The 26578-nt window shown below is 48.3% G+C and carries 30 protein-coding genes and 1 tRNA gene; 4 read left to right on the top strand and 27 right to left on the bottom strand.

Going from position 1 to position 26578, the window contains the following annotated elements; all coding sequences use genetic code 11:
* Positions 1–5: 5 nt before the first annotated feature.
* The 3 genes from infA to ASG24_RS02300 all read right to left on the bottom strand — a co-directional run bounded on the left by infA (position 6) and on the right by ASG24_RS02300 (position 2228).
* Positions 6–242, bottom strand: coding sequence for a translation initiation factor IF-1 (infA, locus tag ASG24_RS02290; protein ID WP_055825931.1), 237 nt, complete (start codon positions 240–242; stop codon positions 6–8).
* 88 nt (positions 243–330) lie between these two features.
* A complete protein-coding gene (locus ASG24_RS02295) occupies positions 331–537 on the bottom strand; it encodes a cold-shock protein (RefSeq protein ID WP_018985697.1) in 207 nt (68 codons plus the stop codon).
* Between the two features lie 281 nt (positions 538–818).
* A complete protein-coding gene (locus tag ASG24_RS02300) occupies positions 819–2228 on the bottom strand; it encodes a PLP-dependent aminotransferase family protein (protein WP_055867394.1) in 1410 nt (469 codons plus the stop codon).
* A gap of 332 nt (positions 2229–2560) precedes the next feature.
* Here ASG24_RS02300 and ASG24_RS02310 point away from each other — a divergent pair, with 332 nt between their 5' ends.
* A complete protein-coding gene (locus tag ASG24_RS02310; RefSeq protein WP_055867401.1) occupies positions 2561–3202 on the top strand; it encodes an FMN-binding negative transcriptional regulator in 642 nt (213 codons plus the stop codon).
* A 41-nt stretch (positions 3203–3243) separates the two neighbouring features.
* Here ASG24_RS02310 and ASG24_RS02315 read toward each other — a convergent pair whose 3' ends face one another.
* From ASG24_RS02315 to ASG24_RS02425, 23 genes are all read right to left on the bottom strand, one after another.
* Positions 3244–3777: a phosphatase PAP2 family protein gene (locus tag ASG24_RS02315; RefSeq protein ID WP_055867404.1), complete on the bottom strand. Its 534-nt coding sequence runs from the start codon at positions 3775–3777 to the stop codon at positions 3244–3246.
* A gap of 136 nt (positions 3778–3913) precedes the next feature.
* Complete coding sequence (locus tag ASG24_RS02320; RefSeq protein WP_055867406.1) at positions 3914–4195, bottom strand: DUF2818 family protein; 282 nt, start codon at positions 4193–4195, stop codon at positions 3914–3916.
* A gap of 7 nt (positions 4196–4202) precedes the next feature.
* Entirely contained in the window at positions 4203–5648 is a 1446-nt protein-coding gene (nuoN, locus tag ASG24_RS02325) for an NADH-quinone oxidoreductase subunit NuoN (RefSeq protein WP_055867408.1), read from the bottom strand.
* Positions 5649–5664: 16 nt separating this feature from the next.
* Positions 5665–7173, bottom strand: coding sequence for an NADH-quinone oxidoreductase subunit M (locus ASG24_RS02330; protein WP_055825946.1), 1509 nt, complete (start codon positions 7171–7173; stop codon positions 5665–5667).
* The gene (gene nuoL, locus ASG24_RS02335; protein WP_055867412.1) at positions 7173–9278 is read right to left on the bottom strand and encodes an NADH-quinone oxidoreductase subunit L; all 2106 of its coding nucleotides are present in this window, start codon (positions 9276–9278) and stop codon (positions 7173–7175) included. Before nuoL ends, ASG24_RS02330 begins: the two co-directional genes overlap by 1 nt.
* A gap of 4 nt (positions 9279–9282) precedes the next feature.
* Positions 9283–9588, bottom strand: a complete 306-nt coding sequence (nuoK, locus tag ASG24_RS02340; protein WP_055825950.1) for an NADH-quinone oxidoreductase subunit NuoK — start codon at positions 9586–9588, stop codon at positions 9283–9285.
* Between the two features lie 2 nt (positions 9589–9590).
* Positions 9591–10220 carry an NADH-quinone oxidoreductase subunit J gene (locus ASG24_RS02345; RefSeq protein WP_055825952.1) on the bottom strand — a complete coding sequence of 210 codons (630 nt, stop codon included), beginning with the start codon at positions 10218–10220 and terminating at the stop codon, positions 9591–9593.
* Between the two features lie 17 nt (positions 10221–10237).
* Positions 10238–10729: an NADH-quinone oxidoreductase subunit NuoI gene (gene nuoI, locus ASG24_RS02350; RefSeq protein ID WP_055867415.1), complete on the bottom strand. Its 492-nt coding sequence runs from the start codon at positions 10727–10729 to the stop codon at positions 10238–10240.
* A 35-nt stretch (positions 10730–10764) separates the two neighbouring features.
* Complete coding sequence (nuoH, locus tag ASG24_RS02355) at positions 10765–11793, bottom strand: NADH-quinone oxidoreductase subunit NuoH (protein ID WP_055825957.1); 1029 nt, start codon at positions 11791–11793, stop codon at positions 10765–10767.
* A 1-nt stretch (position 11794) separates the two neighbouring features.
* Positions 11795–14227 carry an NADH-quinone oxidoreductase subunit NuoG gene (nuoG, locus tag ASG24_RS02360; RefSeq protein WP_055867420.1) on the bottom strand — a complete coding sequence of 811 codons (2433 nt, stop codon included), beginning with the start codon at positions 14225–14227 and terminating at the stop codon, positions 11795–11797.
* Between the two features lie 50 nt (positions 14228–14277).
* Positions 14278–15612, bottom strand: coding sequence for an NADH-quinone oxidoreductase subunit NuoF (nuoF, locus tag ASG24_RS02365; RefSeq protein ID WP_055825961.1), 1335 nt, complete (start codon positions 15610–15612; stop codon positions 14278–14280).
* 11 nt (positions 15613–15623) lie between these two features.
* Positions 15624–16103 (bottom strand): NADH-quinone oxidoreductase subunit NuoE, encoded by a 480-nt coding sequence (gene nuoE, locus ASG24_RS02370; protein WP_055867424.1) that lies wholly within the window; start codon positions 16101–16103, stop codon positions 15624–15626.
* A gap of 78 nt (positions 16104–16181) precedes the next feature.
* Complete coding sequence (locus tag ASG24_RS02375) at positions 16182–17435, bottom strand: NADH-quinone oxidoreductase subunit D (RefSeq protein WP_055867427.1); 1254 nt, start codon at positions 17433–17435, stop codon at positions 16182–16184.
* 26 nt (positions 17436–17461) lie between these two features.
* Positions 17462–18058: an NADH-quinone oxidoreductase subunit C gene (locus tag ASG24_RS02380; protein ID WP_055867431.1), complete on the bottom strand. Its 597-nt coding sequence runs from the start codon at positions 18056–18058 to the stop codon at positions 17462–17464.
* Between the two features lie 43 nt (positions 18059–18101).
* The gene (locus ASG24_RS14560) at positions 18102–18581 is read right to left on the bottom strand and encodes an NADH-quinone oxidoreductase subunit B family protein (RefSeq protein WP_055825969.1); all 480 of its coding nucleotides are present in this window, start codon (positions 18579–18581) and stop codon (positions 18102–18104) included.
* A 15-nt stretch (positions 18582–18596) separates the two neighbouring features.
* Positions 18597–18926 carry an NADH-quinone oxidoreductase subunit A gene (locus tag ASG24_RS14565; protein WP_055827261.1) on the bottom strand — a complete coding sequence of 110 codons (330 nt, stop codon included), beginning with the start codon at positions 18924–18926 and terminating at the stop codon, positions 18597–18599.
* A 174-nt stretch (positions 18927–19100) separates the two neighbouring features.
* Positions 19101–19185, bottom strand: a tRNA-Leu gene (locus ASG24_RS02395).
* 6 nt (positions 19186–19191) lie between these two features.
* Positions 19192–19536 carry a preprotein translocase subunit SecG gene (secG, locus tag ASG24_RS02400; protein ID WP_055867434.1) on the bottom strand — a complete coding sequence of 115 codons (345 nt, stop codon included), beginning with the start codon at positions 19534–19536 and terminating at the stop codon, positions 19192–19194.
* A gap of 65 nt (positions 19537–19601) precedes the next feature.
* The gene (tpiA, locus tag ASG24_RS02405) at positions 19602–20384 is read right to left on the bottom strand and encodes a triose-phosphate isomerase (protein ID WP_055867437.1); all 783 of its coding nucleotides are present in this window, start codon (positions 20382–20384) and stop codon (positions 19602–19604) included.
* 138 nt (positions 20385–20522) lie between these two features.
* Positions 20523–21602, bottom strand: a complete 1080-nt coding sequence (locus ASG24_RS02410; RefSeq protein ID WP_055867440.1) for an alkene reductase — start codon at positions 21600–21602, stop codon at positions 20523–20525.
* Between the two features lie 95 nt (positions 21603–21697).
* On the bottom strand, positions 21698–22270 hold the full coding sequence (locus ASG24_RS02415; RefSeq protein ID WP_055867443.1) for a YceI family protein: 573 nt from the start codon (positions 22268–22270) through the stop codon (positions 21698–21700).
* Positions 22271–22294: 24 nt separating this feature from the next.
* Complete coding sequence (locus ASG24_RS02420; protein ID WP_055867447.1) at positions 22295–22867, bottom strand: flavodoxin family protein; 573 nt, start codon at positions 22865–22867, stop codon at positions 22295–22297.
* A 39-nt stretch (positions 22868–22906) separates the two neighbouring features.
* On the bottom strand, positions 22907–23617 hold the full coding sequence (locus ASG24_RS02425; protein WP_055825981.1) for a pirin family protein: 711 nt from the start codon (positions 23615–23617) through the stop codon (positions 22907–22909).
* Positions 23618–23722: 105 nt separating this feature from the next.
* On the opposite strand from ASG24_RS02425, the gene ASG24_RS02430 reads away from it, so the two are divergent.
* The 3 genes from ASG24_RS02430 to tadA are packed head-to-tail and all read left to right on the top strand — an operon-like array spanning position 23723 to position 25614.
* Positions 23723–24640, top strand: a complete 918-nt coding sequence (locus ASG24_RS02430) for a LysR family transcriptional regulator (RefSeq protein WP_055867451.1) — start codon at positions 23723–23725, stop codon at positions 24638–24640.
* Between the two features lie 36 nt (positions 24641–24676).
* The gene (locus ASG24_RS02435; RefSeq protein WP_055825985.1) at positions 24677–25132 is read left to right on the top strand and encodes a phosphate-starvation-inducible PsiE family protein; all 456 of its coding nucleotides are present in this window, start codon (positions 24677–24679) and stop codon (positions 25130–25132) included.
* A 5-nt stretch (positions 25133–25137) separates the two neighbouring features.
* Positions 25138–25614 carry a tRNA adenosine(34) deaminase TadA gene (gene tadA, locus ASG24_RS02440; protein ID WP_055867455.1) on the top strand — a complete coding sequence of 159 codons (477 nt, stop codon included), beginning with the start codon at positions 25138–25140 and terminating at the stop codon, positions 25612–25614.
* A 97-nt stretch (positions 25615–25711) separates the two neighbouring features.
* Here the strand turns inward: tadA and ASG24_RS02445 are convergent, their stop codons facing one another.
* A complete protein-coding gene (locus ASG24_RS02445) occupies positions 25712–26518 on the bottom strand; it encodes a PEP-CTERM sorting domain-containing protein (RefSeq protein ID WP_055825989.1) in 807 nt (268 codons plus the stop codon).
* Positions 26519–26578: the final 60 nt, after the last annotated feature.

A 26578-nucleotide genomic window follows, 5' to 3' on the forward strand; every position in this document is an offset into this window, starting at 1 on the left:
GCAGGTTAGAAAGGCTTGCGCGGTTCCAGATGACGGAAAATGATACGACCTTTATCCATATCATAAGGAGACATCTCAATAGTAATCTTGTCGCCCGCCAGAATACGGATTTTATGTTTACGCATTTTGCCACCTGTGTAAGCGATCAACTCATGACCGTTTTCCAGTTTCACACGATAGCGCGCATCCGGCAAAATCTCGGTGACTGCGCCCTGCATTTCAATTAACTCTTCTTTTGCCATTCAGCATCCTCTAAAAATAAAAAAAGCCCGGAGATTCCGGGCCCCTTTTCCGGTAGGCCGTTAACCAGCCCTGCGGACGTGCAATTAATTATTCAATGATTTGAATATTTGCAGCTTGTTTGCCTTTAGGGCCAGTAGCTACTTCAAAGCTAACGCGTTGGTTTTCTTTCAAAGTTTTGAAACCTGCAGATTGAATTGCAGAAAAGTGTGCGAATAAATCTTCGCCGCCGTTGTCAGGAGTGATGAAACCAAAACCTTTTGAATCGTTAAACCATTTAACTGAACCTGTTACCATGATAAATCCTTGAATGAAAATTAAAAATTTGGGCTAATGCCCATAACGAGGATCAAGATGGCGGGAAGTAACGATACACCAAAAGATAGAACCATAGAACAACGACACTACTTGAACTTCGTGAGGGCACACTATGCACGTAATCTTGAATATTGGCAACTAGTATTTGATAAACCGCTAAAAAATCAAAAAAATCATTAGATATCATGGTGTACACGCTGATAAAACAACGATTTAGCTTTTAAAAAACATAGGGGAAATGATTATTCCAGATGACTTTTTTATTTAAAAGTACTTAGTATTTCAAAAATCCTTTCATCGTCACAATGCGCTACATTGAAACGCAACCATGAAGAAGGTGCTTGATGGGGGCTAAATAAATTGCCGGGCGCCAGCATGATGTTTTGTTTTGCTGCGATCGTCGCAATTTCAGCTGCGTTACCTTCGTTTGCAAGCTGCGCCCATACAAACATACCACCTGCAGGCTCTGCATATACACTTAAGCCACAAGCCTCTAGCTTGCTGATTACCCGCCCTCTTTCGACTTCAAGCCGGGAACGAATTTTCTCCATATGCTTACGGTAGCGCCCTTCGACAAGTATCTGGTACATCACACGTTGATTAATTTCTGAACTGGTTAGCCCGGTGAGTAATTTCAGGTCCAGCAATCGCATGGCCAGTTCGCTATGACAAGCCACAAAACCTACACGCAGGCTGGCCGAAATGGTTTTGGAATAGCTACTGACATAAATGACCCGATTCAACTGATCCAGCGTGGCCAAACGTGGCACATGATTTGAGTGGAAGTCGCCGTAAATATCATCCTCAACAATATATAAGCCTGACTTTTCAGCCAGCTGCAATATCTGGTGGGCAATCGCCATGCTGGTGCTGGTACCGGTTGGGTTATGCAACACTGTGTTGGTGAAAAAAAGTTTGGGGCGATAGGTTTCAAGATGCTTTTGAAGCACAGTGATATCAGGCCCGTTTATCAAGCGCGGCACACCGATAAGTTTCGCACCCAACGATTTCAGGTATCCAAACAAAGTGTAATAACCAGGGTCATCCACCAGTACCACATCCCCAGGCTGGATAAATAGCCTCGCCACCAAATCCAGCCCGTGCGAGGCACCATTAGTCATGATGATCTGTTGCGGCTCCAGGCTGATGCCTATATCCGCCAGGTTCTTTTGTGCCAGTTGTTGACGCAAGGGCAAATAACCACGGATATCGCCATAGCCCGTTAAAAATGCACCGGGCTTGCGCGAAAGCTCGTGCAGGCTCTTTTGAATGACCTTTTCATCCAGCCAGTCACTTGGCAACCAGCCACACCCCGGACGGATGATATTTGGAACATCACGAAAAGTGTTATGCAACAACCACAATACGTCGTCGGCACGTTCCAAAAAAGTGGTTTGCGGAATCGCCTCTTCGGTTTGAGTGAGGGAAGCCACATAAAATCCTGATCCGCGACGTGATAACAAATAGCCAAGCGCTACCAACCGATCATAAGCGTCCACAACGGTAAAGCGGCTAATGCCATGCTGGATTGCGAACTCCCGAATCGATGGTAACCGTGTGCCTGCGCGCAGCACACGTTGCTCAACCAGATTTTTGATACCGGTGACTACCTGCTCAACCAAAGGAACAGAATCTGAAGTATTCACTGTGATTATCGGTGTTACTGGCATGGCAATATAACCTGTACAGTTCTATTAACTGAAATAAAAATTGTACATGTAGTGTACATGATGATAACGATATGATGCTTTTAAAATTTATAAAGCAAATATTATGAAATCGTTAATAGCACTCTTGATTGTTGCAGTCACATTTTCGCCATGGTTAGCCAGAACAGAGCATCTAAAAGCAACGCTCATGGCTCAAACTGCTAAATCTCAGCAGAAAGATCAGCTATCACCTTGCATTGTGCATTTAAGCGCTCCAGCTGATTGCAAGGACTTATCCCAACCAACACAAAAGTTCGTGCTGGTCAGAGGTCAACCGTTACCTATTTAACATTATGTATGTCCCTCAACACTTCTCCGAGCCGAATATTGATGCATTGCATACGCTGATGCGCGCTTATCCGCTGTCTACGCTGGTTTTAATGTCAGAAGACGGTTTAAATGCAAATCATATACCTTTATATCTTGACACTGCCAACGGTAAACATGGCACTCTCAGCGGACATATAGCCAGGGCTAACCCGCTGTGCAAAGACCTTGCTGCCAATTATCAAGTGCTAGCCATCTTTCACGGCCCGGATGCTTATGTGACGCCTTCCTGGTATGCGAGCAAAGCGAAAACAGGCATGGTGGTACCCACCTGGAATTATGTCGCAGTGCATGCGCATGGCAGAGCAAAGGTGATTGAAAACAAGGAGTGGTTACGCACACATCTTTCATTATTGACCATTGACCAGGAAGCCAAATTTGAACATCCTTGGCTGATTGAAGATGCACCGGCAAGCTTTATCGATAAGTTGATACTTGCAGTGGTGGGAATTGAGATTGAGATCATTCAACTGAAGGGTAAGTGGAAGGCTAGCCAGAACCAGTCACTGGAAAATCAGTTGGGTGTTATTCAAGGGCTACGTGAAGACACCAGCCCTGAACAATGCGAGATGGCCACGATTATTGAAAAATCAATAACCAGTCATTGAGTAAGAATGGCGCCAATAGCTGCCATTCTCCTTTCACTGCTTTAAAAAAAGGGTGAATACGCCGCTACCAGTAAATACCCTACCCCGGCACCTGCCAGCACATCACTTGGATAATGCAAACCAAGTACAACCCGTGATATTCCTACCAGCACCACAAAAGGATAAACAATAGGAAACAGTTGCGGATAATGTTGCACAGCCACCATCCCAAAAGCCACTGCGTGCAAGGTATGTCCGGAAGGGAAACTGAAATAATCCAGCGGTGTACCGCTTAAGAGTACATCCTGTCGGACTTGAAACGGTCTTGGTCGGCTAGTGCGGTGTTTCAACCACTTATACACCAGGGTACCGCTAAGGCCAACGGTAAGCATTTGAAGGCATACGTATAAGCCGCTTTGGCCCTGAGTGATTGCAATCACCAGCATCAACAGATACCAGAACATGCCATCGCCCATGCGCGAGATGGCGCGAAACAGGTTGCGGATCAATCGATATTGGCCGGTATGACTTACTTTGACACACACACGGCTATCAACCGACTGCACCCATCCCAAAGTTTGTTGTAATTTCAGCATCTCAGGTCCTTTCCGCGGTTTGCCCCGACTTTAACGGGGTGCGCCGACTACTTAGGTGAGCTTAGTATGACCAGGATGCTTGAAACTATAGTGAAGAATTCGTGAAATTAATGTGACTTGCTTATAGTGCCAGGAACTATTTCCAGAGTACGCAGTAAACAAAACCCGGGAAGGAAAATACGAGGAACAGGCAGACAGTGATACTGTAAAACTCCCAGCCTTGCGGCCATACCTGACCCATGACCAGTTGTTCCACAAAGTAGGCAATCACCAGTGTGATCAGGTAAGCAGGCACCAAAGCAGCGAAGCGTTGCCATAATTGATTGACGCGACCAGCGATACCCAACCACTTGTCTGAAATCCAGCCCAGGTTGGCCATGAAAAGTATTAATACCAGGTACAGCAGTTTAGTTAGCATAATGTGATTACTGCAGACTCATTAACAGGCTGCGGCCACAGACGCTCAGCAGGATTTCCGGGAATAAGCCCAACCCTAATAATGCCAGTGAATGTACGCTTAATACAAAACGCATATCGATCGGCGCAGTCAGTGGCGAATGATCAACTGGTGCATCAAAGTACATTTTGCGCACGATATTCAGATAGTAGAAAGCGCCAATCACTGCCATTAATACTGCCAAGACCACTTGCCAGGTAAATCCGGCCTGCCATGCAGCTTGCAACACGGTAAATTTGGCATAGAAACCGATGGTAGGCGGAATGCCCGCCATGCTGAACATGATGATCAGCATCATGAAAGCAAACCAAGGATGTCGTTGATTGAGACCTTTAAGGTCGTCGATCTCTTCCGCTTCAAAGCCCTGACGGCTTAACAGTAAAATAATACCGAAGCCGGCGATTGAGGTAAGGACATAGGTGCTGATATAAAAGAAGCTTGAGGCAAAGCCATTGGCATTGGCGCTCATCATGCCGAACATGATAAAACCGACATGCGAGATGGTGGAATATGCCAGCATACGCTTGAGGTTGGTCTGGACGATGGCACTGAAGTTACCAATAATGATAGACAGGATTGCCATCAGCATCAGCATATCCTGCCAGTCTTGTGCGAGCGGATGCAGACCTTGTACCAGCAACCGCACGGTCATCGCAAATGCTGCCAGTTTCGGCACAGAGCCGATCAACAGTGTCATTGGCGTTGGCGAGCCCTGGTAAACATCCGGTACCCACATCTGGAACGGCACGGCACCAAATTTGAAAGCAATCCCGGACACCAGGAATACCAGGCCCATAATCAGCACAGGGCTCTTGTTCTGCTGCATGATGCTGTTGGCGATGTCACTCACATCCAGGCTACCGGTCATACCGTAAATCATGCTCATGCCATACAGCAACATGCCGGAAGCCAGGGCTCCCAGCACAAAGTACTTCATGGCTGCTTCTGAGGCACGCGGATTATCGCGGTCAAACGCAACCAGCGAATACAGGCAGAGAGATAATAATTCAAGGCCAATATAGATAGTCAGCAAGTTATGGCCGGACACCATAATCATCATACCCAGCAGGCCAAACAGCACCATGGCATAAAACTCGCCACGGTACAAACTGCGGTCCTGCAGGTATTTGCGGCTGTAGACAAAAATTAGCGAAGTACCCAGGTACATCATCATTTTGATCACGTCTGACAGCGTGTCGTCAATGAACATGTGGGAGAACGCAAAGCCAACTGCAGGCGTATGGGTTTTAAATGTAAAGAATGCTCCGGCAAACAAGGTGAACTGGCTCAACCCATAAATGATGGAGCGGTTTTGCGGCAGGATAAATAAATCCAGCAGCAAAATAAACATGGCCATGCCCAGTAACACCAGTTCCGGCAACAGGGCGAGCAAATCGAATTGCATATTATCCATTTTCTAACATCCTGCCTTAATAGCCAGTGACCGGCAATTTGGAAATCGCCATATGTTTCAGGAATTCACTAGTGGTAGCCTGCATCACCTCAGTAATTGGCTGTGGATACACACCGAACCCAATGACCAGAATTGCCAGAATACCCAGAATCAGAAATTCGCGTTTATTGAGATCTGTCAGCTCAGCTACATGGTGGTTTGCAACATCACCAAAAAATACGCGCTTGGTCATCCATAAGGTATAAGCAGCACCGAAAATTAAAGTTGTGGCTGCAAAGAAACCAACCCAGAAATTAAATTTGACTGCGGCCAGAATCACCATAAATTCGCCAACAAAGCCCGACGTGCCTGGCAAGCCACTGTTAGCCATGGCAAACAGCACGGCAAACCCGGCAAACACCGGCATTTTGTTGGCGACGCCACCGTATGCCGAAATTTCACGGCTGTGTACGCGGTCATACAATACGCCTACGCTCAGGAACATGGCAGAAGAAATAAAGCCGTGCGAGATCATCTGCACCAAAGCGCCTTCCAACGCCAGCTGGCCAAACATAAAGAAGCCTAAAGTGACAAAACCCATGTGTGAAATTGAAGAATAAGCAATCAGCTTCTTCATATCGGTCTGCACCAGGGCAACCAGGGCGATGTACACCACTGCGATCAGCGATAGCACGATCATGGCGGTACTGAAGTAGTGTGACGCGTCCGGCGCAATCGGCATCGCAAAACGCAGGAAGCTATAGCCGCCAAGTTTCAATGCAATTGCCGCCAGTACCACAGAACCACCTGTTGGCGCTTCCACATGGGCGTCCGGCAACCAGGTATGCACTGGCCACATGGGGATTTTCACAGCGAAGGCCATAAAGAAAGCAATAAAAATATAAATCTGCGCTTTCATGCTTAAAGGCAGCAAGTAGTAATCGGCCAGTTCAAAACTACCGGTCTGGTGATAAAGGTAGATAAATGCCACCAGCATCAACAGGGACCCGAGCAAGGTATACAGGAAAAACTTGACGGTGGCATATACGCGGTTAGGACCGCCCCACACACCGATCACCAGAAACATCGGGATCAGCATTGCTTCCCAGAACACATAGTAGAGCATTGAATCCAGTGCCGTGAAAACACCTATCATAATCCCGCTCATGATCAGGAAGGCGGCCATATACTGGGCAACATGCTTGGTGATCACTTCCCATGCGGCCAGCACTACAATCACGGTAGTAAAGCTGGTCAGCAGCACCAGCGGCATGGAGAATCCATCGATACCCAGGTGATAATGGATATTAAACGCAGGGATCCATGGCAGCAACTCTTCAAATTGGAAGAAGCCATCCTGCACATCAAACAATGTGTACAGAGGTATGGTCACCAGAAAGCTGACCAGGCTACCTGCCAATGCCAGCCAGCGGGTTAAAGTCGCTTTGTGGTCACCGCCCAGCAGCAATACCAGCACACCGGATAATATTGGCAGCCAGATGGCGAGACTTAACCATGAAATACTTGTGAGGTCGGCTTGCATCATCAATTAATTTTTACAAAGAAAGTCATAAGAAGAAACACGCCAATAATCATGGTAAAAGCGTAGTGATAAATAAGCCCTGATTGCACATTGCGTAATCTGGCAGCAATCTTACCCATGGTTTTGGCGGTGCCATTCACCATGGCACCATCAATTAAAGTGATATCGCCAAACTTCCACAGCAAACGGCCCAAGCAACGGGAACCGCCGGCAAAAAATTTCTCGTTAAAACTATCGAAACCATATTTGTTATCCAATATGCGGTAAATCACGTCGAATCGCTGTTTGATCGCCGCCGGAATATCCGGGCGCTTCATATAGAAGAACCAGGACAAAAACACGCCAGAAGCAGCCAGGATAAATGGCAGGCTGGCAAAGCCATGAATCGCCATACCAGCCGGACTGTGCATAAACTCATGGTAATGATGTGCCAGATGCTCCATCGCCGGATGCGCTTCAGGATTCACGAAAATCACATTCTTGAAGAAATCGCCAAACACCATAGGCTCCAGCGCAAAATAACCAATGACCAGTGATGGAATTGCCAATAATATCAATGGCAAGGTGACTACCCAGCCTGGCTCATGCGGATTGTCATTCGGGCCAAGGCCGTGATGATGCGCATCGTCATGTGCATGATCTTCATGATGGTCATCTGCATGCGCATCGTGCGTACCATGGGCATCGTTAGTATGCGCGACATGCTTATGATCTGCGTGTCCGGCATCTCCATGCGCTACCTGGCGCCATTTCTCTTCACCGTGAAACACCAGGAAATACAGTCGGAAAGAATAGAATGCTGTCACAAATACGCCAACGATCACCGCAAAGTAGGCGAACCCGCTGCCTGGAATATGCGATAACTCTACTGCTTCAATGATGCTGTCTTTTGAATAGAAACCGGAGAAGAAAGGTGTACCGATCAAGGCCAGCGAACCTATCAGCGAAGTAATCCATGTGATCGGCAGGTATTTTTTCAGGTTACCCATGTTGCGGATATCCTGATCATGGTGCATACCCATAATCACAGAACCGGCACCCAGGAATAACAAGGCTTTGAAGAATGCGTGTGTCATCAGGTGGAAAATTGCCACTGAGTATGCCGAAGCACCCAGCGCGACCGTCATATAACCGAGTTGTGACAGCGTGGAATATGCCACCACACGTTTGATATCGTTCTGGATAATCCCCAGGAAACCCATAAACAAGGCAGTAATGGCCCCGATCACCATCACCGTGGATAAGGCTGTTGTTGACAGTTCATATAGCGGCGACATACGTGCCACCATAAAAATACCTGCCGTTACCATGGTCGCGGCGTGAATCAATGCAGAAATTGGTGTCGGGCCTTCCATCGAGTCTGGCAACCAGACATGCAACGGCACTTGTGCCGATTTACCCATGGCGCCCACGAACAATAGCAGACAGGTGACTGTCATCAGAGACCATGAGCTGCTACCCAGGATGTTCACTTGTGCATCTGCCATAGATGGTGCGCGTTCAAACACGGTGGCGTAATCCACACTGCCAAAATAATACAGCACCATACCTATGCCCAGCAGGAAGCCAAAGTCCCCTACCCGGTTCACAAGGAAAGCTTTCAGGTTAGCATAAATGGCTGTTGGACGTGTAAACCAGAAGCCAATCAGCAGGTAAGACACCAGGCCTACCGCTTCCCAGCCGAAAAACAGCTGCATGAAGTTGTTACTCATCACCAGCATCAGCATGGAGAAGGTAAACAGCGAGATATAGCTGAAGAAACGGCTATAGCCCGGATCCTCATGCATATAGCCTATGGTATATACGTGCACCATCAACGACACGAAAGTGACGACTACCATCATCATGGCACTCAGGTTATCGATCAGGAAACCGACTTCAAAATGGATATCGCCTGAGTTTAGCCAGGTATATACGGATTCATTCAGGGTAAATCCATCCAGTGTCTGGTTGAGTATGGTGACGGATAGTACGAAAGCTGCACCGACACCGGCGATGGTAATGGCATGCGCAGTCCAGCGTGGCAGTTGATTGCGGAATAAACCAACGATGGCTGCCGAAAATAACGGCAGCAAAGGGATCAATATCAAGATTTGTTTTATTGTCATGCCACTAGCCTTTTAACTGATCCAGATCATCGACGTTGATAGTGTGAAGATTACGGAATAGCACCACCAGAATTGCCAGTCCAATCGCCGATTCAGCCGCTGCAACCGTCAGGATAAAGAATACAAATACCTGGCCGGCGATATCGTTGAGGTAATGTGAAAAAGCAATGAAATTGAGGTTTACCGCTAACAGCATCAACTCAATCGCCATCAGCAGGATGATGACATTTTTACGATTGAGGAAAATACCGATTACGCTGATTGCAAACATCAGCGCGCCCAAAATCAGGTAATGAGACAAGCCGACCATGGTTATTTTTTCTCCTCGGCAACAGGTGTTGGCGCTGGCGGTTCAACTTCGGCAGGCATGGAAACAATTCTAAGCCTGTCATTACGCTTCACTTTCACCTGCTCGGATGGGTTCATGGATTTGTTATCCTTGCGCTCTCGCAGGGTCAGCACAATAGCAGCGATCATGGCGACCAGCAGTACCACGGCGGCTAACTCGAAAGGTAACAAATAGTCGGTATACAGCACCTTACCCAATGCCGCGGTATTGCTGTAATTAGCAGGTAACTCTACCGCCTGGCTTGGTTGCAGGTTTTTGTCAGCCAGCACCAGTGTCATTTCAACCACCATCAGCAAACCAATAAAACCTGCCATTGGCAGATATTCCCAAAAACCTTCACGTAATTTGTCGAGGTTGATATCCAGCATCATGACCACAAACAGGAACAACACCATCACCGCGCCGACATAGACAAGGATCAGCGCGATAGCGAGAAACTCTGCCTCAAGCAATAACCAGATACCGGCTGCGGTAAAAAACGACAATACCAGGAACAATGCCGCATGCACCGGGTTGCGGGTAGTAATCACCCGGATGCCGGAAAACAGCAGGATAGCTGCCAGCACATAAAAAACAATATCAGTAAATACCATAATTTTCCTGTCCGCGCTTAGCGATAAGCCTTGTCCTGTGTGCGATCGGCAGCAATTTGCGCCTCATATTTATCGCCCACTTCCAGCAACATTTCTTTGGTGTAAATCAGGTCGCCGCGCTGCTCACCGTGGTAATCAAAAATTCGCGTTTCAACAATGCTGTCTACCGGGCAGGACTCTTCACAGAAACCGCAGAAAATACACTTGGTCAGATCAATGTCATAACGCGTAGTACGCCGGCTGCCATCGTCGCGCTGGTCAGATTCAATCGTGATCGCCATTGCCGGGCAAACTGCTTCGCATAATTTGCAGGCTATGCAACGCTCTTCGCCATTCGGATAGCGGCGCAATGCATGCAAACCACGGAATCGGTTCGATTGCGGCGTGCGCTCTTCCGGGTACTGGATAGTGATTTTCTTGGCAAAGAAATAGCGTCCGGTCAGGGCCATGCCTTTCAGCATTTCCCATAACATCAAACTGCCTAATGTATTTTTAATCGCGTTCAACATGGTAAGGTTTCCAAATTCTTTGTCCGTACATCCTATTAATGGAACAGGTACGCCCACTGGGTCTGCATCATGGCGGCAACTACGACAATCCACACCAGCGTGATCGGAATAAATACTTTCCAGCCCAGACGCATGATCTGGTCATAGCGGTAGCGCGGGAAGGTCGCACGGAACCACAAGAATAAAAATAATAAAAATGCGACTTTGGCTAACAGCCACAAAACACTGTCTGGCAAGAATGGTACTGGTGACAACCAGCCACCTAGGAACATCAGTGCGGCCAGCATGGACACCAAAATCATGTTGGCATATTCCGCCAGGAAGAAGACCGCGAAAGCCATACCGGAATATTCCACATGGAAGCCAGCCACAATCTCCGACTCACCTTCAGCGACGTCAAACGGTGCGCGGTTAGTCTCCGCGACGGCACTGATGAAATACACAATAAACAGCGGGAACAATGGAATAAAGTACCAGTGCCAGAAACCACCCTCCTGCCCCATGACAATCTTGCCCAGGTTGAGGGAGTTTGCACACATGAGCACACCGACAAGCGTAAAGCCCATGGCAATTTCATAAGAAACGATTTGTGCGGCAGAACGTAAAGATCCCAGGAAAGCATATTTGGAGTTGGATGCCCAACCGGCAATAATCACGCCATAGACCGCGACTGAAGTCATGGCCAGGATATACAACAAACCAGCATCGATATTAGCTAACACCAGTGTCGCATCAAACGGTATCACAGCCCAGGCGGCAAAGGCAGGTGCAATTGTCAGGATAGGGCCAATAAAAAACAACACTTTATTCGAAGCGGTAGGCAGGATGATTTCTTTGAATAACAGTTTTAATGCATCTGCCACAGGTTGCAACAAACCGAATGGACCAACACGGTTAGGCCCGATACGCACCTGCATATAGCCAATCACCTTGCGCTCGAAATAGGTCAGGTAAGCTACGCATACCATCAAAGGCAGCACGATAGCGACGATTTTCACCAGTGTCCATGACACCAGTTGCACTTCCGGCCAGTAGGATCCAAATAAGTCAGCGAAGAATTGCATGTTATGCCATCTCCGTCAGTTGTTTTTCGTAAATCGCCACTTGCTCGACTGCCGCTTTTTCAATCGTAATATCACCCATCAGATCACCCAAACCGACTGTCAGCGGATGTGCTGCGGCTACACGCACGCAACCTTTTGCCACATGATTATCTGCGCGCACTTTCAGCACCGCGCTGCCTTTGCTCTGGCGGACAACCACGATGTCGCCATCCTGCAAGCCTAATTCGGCCAGCTGGTCGCCGTGAATACGCGCCATCGGGCGGATGTTGTATTTGGTTTTTTGTAGTGGTGCAGAGCGACGCACGATAGGGTCAAATTCGTACTGCGGCACTTCACCGATACGCTGCAAACCTGTCTTCTTGATATTCACCTGGATTTCAACCAGCTCTTTCAGGTTGTTGTTCAGACTACGCCATACTACTGCCGAGGGCTTCTCACCATTGAACAGTGCATTTTTAACCTCTTCCGAACTGTTGTAATCAAAACCGGAAAGTCCCAGTGTATTCGCTAACACACGCAATACCTTCCAGCCAGGACGGCATTCGCCTAACGGACGTGTCGCAGCCTGGAAGCTTTGTACACGGCCTTCCATGCTCATAAAAGTACCGGAAGTTTCAGTAAATGGTGCAATCGGTAACAGGATATCGGCGTTTTCAAGGGCAGAAGACTTGTACGCTGTTAATGCCACTACACACTCGGCTTTAGCCATCGCCTCGTTAGCCAATGCCGCATGCTGGCAATCCAGCTCTGGTTCGATATTCAATAACAGGTAAGCTTTACGCGGTATTTCAATCATGGCGCGCGCATGCATACCGGTGGCTGAAGGCATGACGCCTATCATATGCATACCGGTACTATTTGCTGCCGGAGGTAAAATACCGCCCTTGGCACCACTGATACCGCCAATCGCTTCCGCCATACTATACATTTCGGTAAAACGCGGATCACTCAATGCCATATTGCCCAGGAAAATACCGACCTTAGGCGCGATCAGGATCAAGTCCTCACGGATACCGGCCAGGCTTTCCGCAATTTTTTGCGTATTTGGACGTATCTTGATTTCTTCCAGCAACTCATTCAATGCCGGCGGCAAACATAGTGACAGTTTTTGCAGGCCGGACATGGCTTTCAGAATCTGGCCCAATACATTGACCATATCATTCGGGCGCACAATCACTTTGTGCGCAATATCCATCAACGGATCATTGTCCAGCGGGCTGACAATGCTAAGCTCGGCACCATTCGCTACCGCTTTACGGATACGCTGTGCCAGCAATGGGTGTTCATTACGGATATTGGAGCCGATCAACAGGATACGGTCCAGCTCTTCAACTTCCTGGATATTGCAGCCCATCCATGGCGTACCGGTACGCTTACCATCGAGACGGAAATCCGTCTGGCGCAATCGGTAATCGACGTTGCCGCAACCCAGGCCATCAGCCAGTTGCTTGATCAGGTAACCTTCTTCCATGGTGCTGTTTGGGGAAACCAGCACGCCGAGCGCCTCGCCACCATGTTGTTTGGTAATGTCTTTGAGCTGGCCTGCAGCAAATTCCAACGCTGTTTTCCAATCTGTTTCCTGCCATTGCCCGTTGTGCTTGATCATCGGCACTTTCAGGCGATCCGGACTGTTCAGGCCTTCGTAAGAGAAACGGTCGCGGTCAGATAACCAGCATTCGTTGATTGACTCTTTTTCACGCGGCAGTATGCGCATGACTTTGTTATCTTTAACATGCACTTCAACATGAGAACCAAGGCCATCATGCGGGGCAATTGAAGGACGACGCACTAACTCCCAGCTACGTGCAGAATAGCGGAACGGCTTACTGGTTAACGCGCCGACCGGGCATAAATCAATGATGTTGCCGCTTAATTCTGAATTAACTGATTGATCAACGTAAGCTGTAATTTCTGCATGCTCACCACGGTTGACCAAGCCCAACTCCTGCATACCGCCAACTTCCTTGAGGAAGCGCACACAACGAGTACACTGAATGCAGCGTGTCATATCGGTACTAACAAGCGGCCCGATATTTTTGTTGAACACCACGCGTTTTTCTTCGGTGTAACGTGAACCGGAAGCGCCATAGGCGACTGCGATATCCTGCAAATCACATTCACCGCCCTGGTCACAGATCGGGCAATCCAGCGGATGATTGATCAGCAGAAACTCCATTACGCTTTTTTGTGCTTCAACGGAAGATTTGCTGCGTGTAAAAATCTTCATGCCATCGGCGACCGGTGTGGCACAGGCAGGCAAAGGTTTATTGAATTTCTCCACCTGTACCAGGCACATGCGGCAGTTGGCAGCTACAGACAGTTTCTTGTGATAGCAGAAACGCGGGATGGCAATGCCTACCGCATCCGCAGCATCAATAATGGTGCTGCCGTGTTCGACCTCTAGTGGTTTGCCATCAATTTCAATATTTAACATGTCTGCAATCTCTAAAATTTATTTGTTGAGCTGGTCTCAAAAATAGATTTTTATTTACCGTCGATCATGGATTTTCCATGCTGTATGTAGTACTCAAACTCGGGGCGGAAATGCTTGATAAAGCTCAACACCGGCGTTGCTGCCGCATCACCCAGCGCACAAATTGTGCGACCGGAAATGTTATTGCTTAAATCAGTCAGCAAATCCAGATCTTCCATTTTGCCTTTGCCATTCACGATGCGCTCGATAATGCGATATACCCAGCCAGTGCCTTCGCGGCATGGCGTACATTGGCCGCAGCTTTCTTCGTAGAAAAAATAGCTTAATCGTTTAAGCGTTTTAACCATGCAAGTGGTTTCATCCATCACAATCATGGACCCGGCACCCAGGCTGGAACCGGCTTTACTCAAGCCATCGTAATCCATGGTGGCATTTTCAATCGCACTGGCTGGCATAACCGCCGTAGAAGGTCCACCAGGAATAACCGCTTTTAGTTTTCGACCTTTCCAGATACCACCGGCCATTTCGAGCAAGTCCTTAAAAGGCGTGCCCATTCTGATTTCGTAGTTACCTGGTTTGTTGACATGGCCGGAGACTGAAAACAATTTACTGCCGCCGGAATTAGGCACACCCAGGTCTGCAAACGCCTGGCCGCCGTTCTGCATAATCCACGGAATCGAGGCGTAGCTCTCAGTATTATTTACATTGGTAGGCTTGCCAAATACCCCATAACTGGCCGGGAATGGCGGTTTAAAACGTGGCTGGCCTTTTTTACCTTCAATAGATTCGATCAGGGCGGTTTCTTCGCCACAGATGTAAGCACCGTAGCCATGCACTGCGTATAAATCGAAACTGAAATTGGTGCCGAACAGGTTTTCCCCTATATAGCCCGCTTCACGCGCTTCGGCCAATGCCGCTTCGAATATTTCGTAATCCTGCCAGATTTCACCGTGGATATAGTTATAGCCTACGCGCGCGCCCAATGTGTAGGCGGCAATCGCCATACCTTCAATCAACTGGTGCGGGTTGTAGCGGATAATGTCTCGGTCTTTGAAAGTGCCTGGTTCACCTTCATCGGTATTACACACCAGATACTTGGTGCCATCGTAATAACGCGGCATAAAGCTCCACTTCAATCCGGTCGGGAAACCGGCACCGCCGCGACCGCGCAGGTTAGAGACTTTTACCTGGCTGATGATTTCCGGTGCTTTGATTCCCTCAGTAACTAATCGTTTGAGTTGAACATAACCACCCAATTTTTCATAGGTTGCCAGTGCAGCAGGATTTTCTTCAGTCAGTGTACGTAAGGTGACCAGGGTCTGCCCCGCCAGGTCTGTTTTGACCACAGGCGCTTTGTTTGCAGGGGTATTTGAAGTGCTTGCCATGACCCGTTCCTTCAGCCCTTGTTTAACTCATTGATGAGCGCATCCACTTTTTCAGTGGTGAGAAACTCATGCATTTGACTATTGTTTACATGCAGCAACGGCGCACCGCCGCAACATCCCATGCACTCGCCTTCTTTCAGGCAGAATTTGCCATCAGCAGTGACTTCATTAAAACCAACCCCAAGCTTGTTTTGCAGGTGTTCGACAATCTCATCCGAACCGCGCAACATGCAGGAGATATTGGTACAGATGGTGATCTTATGCTCACCCACCGGCTCCAGCTCATACATATTGTAAAAAGTAGCCACTTCAAGTGCAGCAATTTCCGGAATACGCAGATACTTCGCTACTTCAGAAATACTCTCCTTGGACAGCCATCCGCGCTCCATTTGCACAATACGCAAGGCTGACATCACAGCTGCCTGTCGCCTGTCTTTGGGATACTTGCCCAGTTCGTATTCAATTTTCTCTATCGATTCTGCACTTAACATGCTTGTACCTTAAATATCTTTTCGACTTATCCAGTGTGAAATCCGGGCCATCTTATCGATCCGATTACCTATCGACATTTATCTATCAATTTCGCCGAACACAATATCTTGTGTACCAATAATCGCCACCAAATCGGCAATCATATGCCCTTTGGTCATTTCATCCAGCGCTGCCAGATGCGCAAACCCTGGCGCACGAATTTTCAAGCGATAAGGCTTGTTGGCGCCATCGGAAACCATATAAATACCAAACTCACCTTTAGGATGTTCAATGGCGGCATAAGCCTCGCCTACAGGCACGTGAAAACCTTCGGTAAACAACTTGAAGTGGTGGATCAAGTCTTCCATATTGGTTTTCATGCCTTCGCGGTTAGGCGGCGCAATCTTATTGTCACTGGTGATCACCGGGCCAGGATTCACGCGTAACCAGTCTATACATTGCTTGATAATGCGGTTTGACTGGCGCATTTCTTCCACACGCACCAGGTAACGGTCATAACAGTCACCGTTCACACCCAGTGGAATATCAAAGTCCATTTTGTCATAGACTTCATACGGTTGTTTCTTACGCAAATCCCAGGCAATCCCTGAACCACGCAACATCGCACCAGTCAGTCCCAACGCTAATGCACGTTCAGGTGTTACTACACCAATACCGACCGTACGCTGTTTCCAGATACGGTTATCTGTCAGCAATGTTTCGTACTCATCCACATACGTCGGGAAGCGGTTGGTAAAGTCTTCAATAAAATCAAGCATGGAACCCTGGCGGTTCTCATTGAGTTTCTTGATTTCTGCATCGCTGCGGAATTTAGTCGTTTCATGCTGCGGCATTTTTTCCGGCAGATCACGGTATACACCGCCAGGGCGGTAATAGGCTGCATGCATACGTGCGCCGGAAACCGCTTCATAAACGTCAAACAAATCTTCACGCTCACGGAACGCATACAGGAATACGGTCATTGCTCCCACGTCCAGCGCATGAGCACCCAGCCATAACAGATGGTTTAGGATACGGGTAATTTCGTCAAACATGACGCGGATATACTGCGCACGGACAGGCACTTCCAATCCGAGCATTTTTTCAATCGCCATCACATAAGCATGCTCATTGGCCATCATGGATACATAATCCAGACGATCCATATAGGGCACGCTTTGCAGGTAAGTGCGGTTCTCGGCCAGTTTTTCCGTGGCCCTATGCAATAAACCAATGTGCGGATCTGCACGCTGAATCACTTCGCCATCCAGCTCAAGCACCAAACGCAACACACCATGCGCCGCAGGGTGCTGCGGGCCAAAGTTCATGGTGTAATTCTTAATTTCAGCCATACTAAAAATTCCCTAGCTTGCCAGATTTAGCCATGATGTTTTCCTTCATCACGAATCAGGCGCGGTACATTATTGCGTTGATCAATCGAAACGGGTTGATAAACTACACGTTGCTGTACCGGGTCATAACGCATTTCTACATTGCCGATCATGGGGAAATCTTTACGGAACGGATGGCCGACAAAACCATAATCCGTTAGCAGGCGACGTAGATCCGGGTGGTTTTCAAACATCATGCCGTAAAGGTCAAACGCTTCGCGTTCAAACCAGTTGGCAACCGGCCAGATATCAACCAGGGTAGGAAATAACGGAAAGTCATCATCCGTCGCAAACGCGCGGATACGCACGCGCTGATTCAAACTCACAGATAACAAATGTAACACCACCGCAAAACGTGGGCCTTCCCAGCGCCCGTCAGCATAGTCAGAATAATCCACACCACACAAGTCAATCAGCTGCTCGAATTTGAGTTCCGCGTGCGTTTTCAATTTATCCGCTACGGCCAGCAAATGTTTAACATGCACTTCTACCGTAATCTCGCCCAGCTTTTGTTCCAGCTTGATCACGCCATCACCCAGTGCTAACTTGAGCTGTGCGGATAAATGTTCGAGTTTTGCGGACATAGTTTGATTTCTTGACTGAGTTTTTTAGATTCTGGTGAGCGTATCAGGTTCGGGCAATCGTATTGGTACGTTTGATTTTTTTCTGTAGCTGGATAATGCCGTACAGCAGAGCCTCTGCAGTTGGCGGGCAACCTGGCACGTAAACATCGACCGGCACAATACGGTCACAGCCGCGCACTACCGCATATGAATAATGGTAATACCCACCACCATTGGCACAGCTACCCATAGAAATAACCCAGCGCGGTTCGGCCATCTGGTCATAGACCTTACGCAACGCTGGAGCCATTTTGTTGACCAGCGTGCCAGCAACAATCATCACATCCGATTGCCGCGGGCTGGGGCGGAATACGATACCAAAGCGGTCCAGGTCATAACGCGCCGCGCCGGCATGCATCATTTCTACCGCACAACACGCCAGGCCGAACGTCATCGGCCACAAAGAGCCGGTACGTGTGTAATTGATCACCGTATCCAGTGTGGTGGTGACAAAGCCTTTTTCCAGTACGCCTTCAATGCTCATAATGCACCAATCCTATTAGTCCCATTCCAAGGCGCCCTTCATCCATTCAAAGATGAAGCCGACCACCAGCACAAACAAGAAAACCATCATCGCCCAAAAACCAGCCTGGCCAATTTCCTGGATCACGATCGCCCAGGGGAAAAGAAAAGCAATTTCGAGATCAAACAGGATAAACAGGATGGCGACCAGGTAATAACGCACATCAAATTTCATGCGCGCATCTTCAAACGCTTCAAAGCCACATTCATAAGGAGAGTTTTTTTCCGCATCAGGGCGATGCGGAGAGACGAGTTTACCAATAATAAGCGGCCCCAGGCCAACGCCCAAGCCCACCAGGGTAAACATCAAAATCGGGAAATAATTTTCTAACACTGATTTGCCTTAATCGATCATGTTAACAAGTCATTTCACTGCAAACCCAAAGGTCTGGCAACTACACAACAAACACGCCCAAGCAAACACTTCCCAACCAGCCGACGTCGCGAAACCTTGAATTAATAGATCACGCATGAACATCGCTGGTGCCGTCGGCGAGACTCGAACTCGCACAACTTTCGTCACTACCCCCTCAAGATAGCGTGTCTACCAATTCCACCACGACGGCTAAAAATTAATTGGGAATATCTTTGGGTGTATTTTCAACCGGCTTGGCAGGTTCAACTGCCTCGCCTTTGGCCGGAGCCTGTTGTGTCAGCGGGGATTTAACCACGCTGCCGGAACCCGCTTTATGACTGGACAAAAATGCCAGCGTCAAACTGGTTGCAAAAAATACTGTAATAAAAATCGATGTCAGCTTGCTGAGCAAATTGGAAGAGCCGGAAACCCCGAACAAACTACCTGAGGCGCCACTTCCGAACGCTGCACCCATGTCAGCGCCTTTACCGTGCTGTAATAAGACCAGGCCAATCACTGAAGCTGCTGCCAACACATGAATGACAAGAATGACGTTTTCCATATTCCTTAATCCGATAATGTAATAACAATGATGCTTTTGGCACGTTTGCTATTGAGTTAGAGGTGCTATTTTACAGGAACGGCCTGACATATTTTTATAAATTGCCCAACATCTAGCGAGCAACGGCCGATCAGCGCACCATCTATTTCCTTCTGATTTAATAATTGTACCGCATTTTGTGGACTTACGCTCCCTCCGTAGAGGATTTTTAAGCTGGCAGAGGCCGATTTATCGGCATTCGCTACTGACTCGCGAATAAACTGGTGCATGGCGACCGCCTGCTCTGCAGTCGCGGCCAAGCCAGTACCAATCGCCCAAATCGGCTCGTAAGAAACAATGGTATCGGCAAACGCTTCGCCACCAAACAGGCGAATAATCGTTTCTAACTGCCGACCCACCACACGCTCCATGACGCCGGCTTCGCGCTCAAGCAGAGTTTCACCGACGCACAAAATCGGCTTCAGGCCATGGCGTTTGGCTACCATCATTTTTTCAGCAATATTCTCATCCGACTCACAATACGCCGTACTGCGTTCGGAATGCCCGATAATCACATATTGCGCGCCAAAATCGCGCAGCATACTCGCACCGACTTCACCGGTATAAGCACCTTGCTCGAACTTGGCCAGATTCTGTGCACCCCAGCCTATCCGTGAATTGGACAGCAACGACTGTGCCTGCGCCAGATATGGATACGGTACGCAAACTACAACATCTGTTTGCGTAAGCGAAGTTAAGCTTTCCAGGTAGCCCTCAATCAATGCCTGGTTAAAAGCCAGGCTGCCATGCATTTTCCAGTTGGCAACAATTAACTTATGGGGATTTGTGTTTGAATCAGGTTGAGACATGCAGAAATTAACTCACAATGTACGGAGCGTTAGCCCATTGAATTTGCTTTGCGCGAATTCTACGCCCGCACACCGTGAGCGACAAGTCTGGTGATAAAACTTAGGTATAAAGCCAGGCAATAAGACCCGGCAACATCATTAAGCGCTCAAGAACGGATAATCAGTATATCCCTTGTCAGTGCCTCCATAGAATGAAGAAGAGTCGGCTTCATTCAGTGGAGCATCTTTCGCATAGCGCGCAACCAGGTCAGGGTTCGCGATAAATGGCACACCGAAAGCCACGGCATCCGCATGCCCACTGGCAATCACTGCATTGCCACGCGCTTTGTCATAGCCAAGATTAGCGATATAGCCATTGTTGAACAGTTTACGCAGTGCCTCAAAATCGAACGGCTCAGATTCACCGCCCCCATGAATGCCGCCTTCAACCGCATGCAAATATGCCAGATCAAACTGATTCAATGCCTGTGCAACATAATTGAAAGTCTTTTGTGGCTGGCTGTCTTTCATATCATTGAACGGATTCACCGGCGAAATACGCACACCCACTTTGTTCGCTCCAATAGTGTCCACTACCGCTTGCACCACTTCCAGCAATAATCGGGTGCGATTCTCTAGAGACCCGCCATAAGCATCCTCGCGCTGATTTGATCCATCTCTCAAAAACTGGTCTAGCAGATAGCCATTGGCTGCATGCACTTCAACCCCATCGAAACCGGCCGCGATGGCGCAACGCGTCGCATGTACATAATCCTGTACTATGGTGGGCAGCTCATCCAGCTCGAGGGCACGTGGAGTGACATAATCCTGCAAACCTTGATAGGTAAACGCCTGCCCTGCCGGTTTGATTGCTGAAGGAGCTACAGGCTGAGACTGGTTGGGTAATAAACTAGGATGTGAAATACGGCCTACATGCCACAATTGGATCACGATTTTGCCACCTTGTGCATGCACCGCATCGGTCACTTTTTTCCAGCCGGCAATCTGTGCATCGGTATAAATACCTGGCAAGGCCGGGTAACCGTGTGCCATTGGTGAAATCGGCGTTGCTTCTGTAATAATCAGGCCAGCTGTGGCACGCTGCTCGTAATACGTCACATTCATAGCCTGCGGCACGCCGCCCTCACCTGCACGGTTCCGCGTAAGCGGTGCCATCACTACGCGATTTTTTAATGCGATTGCGCCCAGTGTTAATGGGGAAAATAAATCTAATGCCATGCTTATCTCCAATACTTACATTTTACGAATCTTGAAACGAATATACGGAAGCCTGACCAAACCAGGCTTCCGTATTCATATTGCTAATTACTGTGTTATTTAGCTTTAACCCCTTCAATCAATAAGGTCACTTCAATCTCATCGCCTACTGGTGAGTTGGCACCAGTCGCCCAGCCATAACCGTAATCTGAGGCTTTCAGAGTCACATGCCCTTCAAAACCTGCGCGTTGCCCACCCCATGGATCAGAACCGTATCCTAATACGCGAACAGGGATATCCACTTGTTTGGTGACGCCATGCATGGTCAACTTGCCCTGTAAAATGGCCTGATTCTGGTTTGAAGCAGTAATCTTGGTGCTTTCGAACTGAATCTGTGTGTATTTGGCGGCATCCAGATACTTGTCGGCTTTGATATGCTCATCGCGCTTGGCTAAACCAGAGTTCACACTGGCAACATTAATAGTGGCGCGCACGGTAGCCGTATTCAAGTTGGCCGGATCAAGCGTAATCACACCCGTCACGTCATTAAAAGTGCCGGAAGTTTTGGCAACCACATGGCGGATGCTGAAATTGGCAAAACTATGTGCAGCATCAATATTGTAGGTTTCGGTTGCGGCCCAGGCTTGTGAAGCTGCCAACAGACTTACAGCTAAGAATAACTTTTTCACTTAATGTCTCCCTAATTTGGATTGTTATTTAGATTCAGAAAACCGTTTGGCAATCGTGGCAACGCGCTCACCCAAATGCTCGGCAGTTAATAGATCACTAGGAATCGGTCCAAACTCTGGCCCCTGATCGGCATTCGCCTGCGCCATCGCGCCCAAGAAGCCACCCAAACGATTTAAATCGTTGACCGACCCTTTACTGCTATTGTTCCCCGGCAATAAATCCTGTCCTACCCAGATCATGCCGTGTTGTGCTGCAAACACTGCTAACTGTATTAATGTACTAAGCTTGTCCCCGCTTTGGCTGGCAGAGGTGGTGAAGCCAGCTGCAATCTTGTCTTTCCACTCGCGGACATACCATTTCTCCGAACTGGCTTCCATAAAAGCTTTAAAAGCAGCTGACGCTGAACCCATATAAGTCGGGCTACCAAAAATAATCGCATCACTTGCTTTAAGTGCATCCCATTGCTGCTGGGCTTCTTCTGCAGTAAAAAGATGCAGTTTTACGCCTGCCACTTTCTCGACACCGCGCGCAACCGCTTTGGCTTGCTCTGCGGTATGGCCATAACCACTGTGATAAACAATTGAAACTTGAGTCATGTTGTTACTCCCTTCATATTAAATAATGAATGTTAAAACCTATTTTTTATTGCCAGGTAAATCAAACCACAACACTTCACTTTCTTCGTGCGCGCGCATTTCCAGTTTAGTCGCATCTTCAATTTTCAGCGCATCGCCAGTGGCTAATCGCTCACCATTGATCTCAACTGCACCGCGGGCAACATGCATATAAGCGCTGCGGCCTTCGCTCACTTCCAGAGGCAGGCTATGTTCTGCCTCAAGCACGGTGGCGCACAAAGTCACATCCTGGTGAACTTTCAATGAACCATCCCAGGCATCAGGCGAGGCGATCAAAGCCCAGCGATTCAATTTATTCTCTACAGAAATCGTTTTTTCTTCATAGCCTGGCGCCAGATTCAAAGTCGCAGGCTCAATCCATATCTGTAATAAATGCGCGGTGGTTTTGTCAGAGGCATTCATCTCACTATGACGCACGCCAGTACCGGCCGTCATGCGCTGCACATCACCGGCACGAATGACGGACCCATTACCCATGCTGTCGGTATGACGTAGCTCACCCGCCAGCATATAAGTAATGATTTCCATATCCTGATGGCCGTGCATGCCAAAGCCGGTTGCCGGGGCGACTTTATCGTCGTTAATCACGCGTAATACTGAAAACCCCATATGGGCCGGATCGTAATAACTGGAAAATGAAAAGCTGTGAAAGCTTTCCAGCCAGCCATGATTGGCGTAGCCACGTGTGTTTGAAGGGCGAATGTTCAACATTTTATTCACTCCGTTTGAAAGATTAAATGTATGATAAAAAAACACTAACCCCATTGATAGCAAAACATTTTGCATCACTTGTTCAATTTTTTTGATTAAGCATTTATGAGCCTCAAACTCAGCATTGAAGCGCTGGAAGTAATTGACATGATCGCGCGCAAAGGCAGCTTTGCGGCAGCAGCAGAAGCTTTATACCGCGTGCCTTCTGCACTCACCTACACGGTACGCAAGCTTGAGGAAGATTTAGGCATAGAGTTATTTGACCGTAGCGGCCACCGCGCGACCCTGACAGCAGCTGGGGCAGAATTGCTTAAAGAAGGCCGTTATTTGCTGGACGCGGCCCAGACGCTGGAATGCCGGGTGCGCAGAATAGCCACTGGTGTTGAAACCGATATTGCGATTGCTGTCAGCGACCTGTTCGATTTTCAGCCTATCCTGAATTTACTACAAACGTTCTACCAGCAGGGATTTGGCACCCGGGTTAAACTTGTGCGTGAGGTCTACGGTGGCAGTTGGGATGCCTTGCAGACCAACCGTGCAGATATTTCAATCGGCGCACCGGGTGATTCCCCCCCCGGCAATGGTTTTGGCACTCATTTGCTAGGACAACTGGAATTTGTGTTTGCCATTGCACCACATCACCCGTTGGCAGCGCTGCCTGAACCATTAGACGCCAATGATATTGTGCAGCACCGGGTAGTCGCTGCAGCGGATAGCTCACGCAACCTGCCTCCGCGCACCTCCGGCATACTTTCCGGCCAGGATACCCTAACCGTGCCGGACATGCAGACCAAGCTGCAAGCACAGATATCCGGTATCGCGATCGGCTATTTACCCAGACAAATGGCGCAAGCCGCAGCTGATAAAGGTCTGTTGCTGATCAAGCAAGTGGCTGAACCCAAACCAGTTGCGCCCACTTTTATTGCCTGGCGGCATCAACGTCCTGCCGATATGGGCAAAGCCATGCAATGGCTACTCAAGCAACTCTCAGAACTCACTTTGGAGCAATTACTCACCAAATGATTTATCATTTGGGCTGGATTGCCTAACGGAAAAAGCATGTCACAAGAACAACTGCCTGAAGAGTTCGAACCATTAAACCGCATCGCCATCAAGGCGATGCTTTGGCTCAACGGCCTGGCTCATATCATCATTGGCCTGGCACTCGCCATCTCGGTCATCATGTTCACCTGGCTGTTCTTTATCGATGTAAAAGAAGCTGCTTCGACCAACAACCTGGTACATGGTTTTTTACGTGCACTGGGTACATTAATGTTGCTGTGGTCCATATCAGCGTTAATCTCAGCAGAAATCCGCTACCTGCGCGGCCATAAATTACTGGTTGAAACCTTTGTCGAGGTCGTCCTTGTCATGTTTCTACGTAAACTGATCGTGCTACCTGTGCAGGATGCCACCCCAACCTACCAGGAAATCGGCATCTGGCTGGCGGGCGCTTTTACCATGGGCTTGGTATATATCCTTATTCGCTTGGCCGATAAACCCAGTAACACATAATATTTATGCAAGACCAAGATTACATGCGCATGGCCATTGCGCTCGCTGAAGAAGCGGCCAGCCTGGGTGAAGTGCCGGTAGGCGCAATAGTAGTAAAGAATGGAGAAGTGATCGGCCGTGGGAGAAATGCCCCTATCAGTCTCAATGACCCGACAGCACATGCTGAAATCCAGGCCATGCGGGAAGCTGCCAAACACTTGGGTAATTACAGATTGGTGGATTGTACGTTGTATGTGACTTTAGAACCTTGCGCCATGTGCAGCGGCGCTATCCAGCATGCACGTATTTCCCGCCTGGTGTACGGTGCCAGCGACCCCAAAACCGGCTGTTGCGGGAGTGTCATTAATTTGATGGCAGAAAATAAGCTAAACCATCACTGTGAAGTGACCAGCAATGTAATCGGTGATGAATGTGGCTCCCTGTTAAGCAGTTTTTTCAGGCAACGTCGCCTGGATAAAGCACAAGACAAACTCTTGCCCTAGCGCTTGCTAACTCAAAAGATATAAACAAAACCAAGCGTACATGACGCATAAAAATAAACCCGCCGAGGGCGGGTTTATTGGTCACTGCATGGATAAATTAAGCAGATTTACGGCGGCGAACGATACTGCCGATCATCGCCAAACCAGCCATCATCATGGCATAAGTTTCAGCTTCTGGCACCATAGTCACAGCGAAACCGCTCAGGAACATATCCTGACGAATACGGCCACCTTCTGAAGATGATGCACCTTGTACGATGTGTACAGCGTTCGATGTCCATTCAACAATTGAGTTATTTGCACTGAACTTGATCAGATACAAACCACTGTTAGGATTATCTTCGCCCAAGCTTACGTCTGTACGGATCGCTACTTTGTCTGCATCAAAGTATGCGCCTGTAGCAGCCGTACCGGCATTGTAGGAGGCAATGTAATCAGAACGAGAAGGATCACGCAAACGATAGCCAGCCTCTGCACCACTATAGATACCGGATGCATAAGTCCATGCTGCACTTAAATCACCGGTCGCGTCGGCGAAACCGCTACGCACAATAGAGTTGATTTCAGTAATACCATGGTCATCATTGGTTAACTGGAAATAAGTACCGATGATGTAGGAGTTACTTGAAGCTTCATACCAGAAAGAATCCACAAACTGTCCAACAATCTGGCTTGTACTGCCAGCAACTGGCGAGTAAACATCCGTAGTGACAGAGTTCTTCAGTGTCCAGGAAGATGGCAAATCATTAATAAAGAACGGATCAGTTGCAGGGTTATTGGTACTGCCTGGGGTACGGGCGCCATTGTTAGAGATAGTGGTGAAATCACCTGCGTATGCAGAACCTACAGCTGCAAAAGTAATCGCAGCGGCTGCCAAAGATTGTTTCAAAAGAGTAGCTTTCATAGTATTATTTCCTCGCAATTAAGATATTTAGATGGCGGGGTAGCCTTGGCTCCCCGCTCT

This window comes from Methylophilus sp. Leaf414 (assembly GCF_001425425.1).
Lineage (GTDB): Bacteria > Pseudomonadota > Gammaproteobacteria > Burkholderiales > Methylophilaceae > Methylophilus.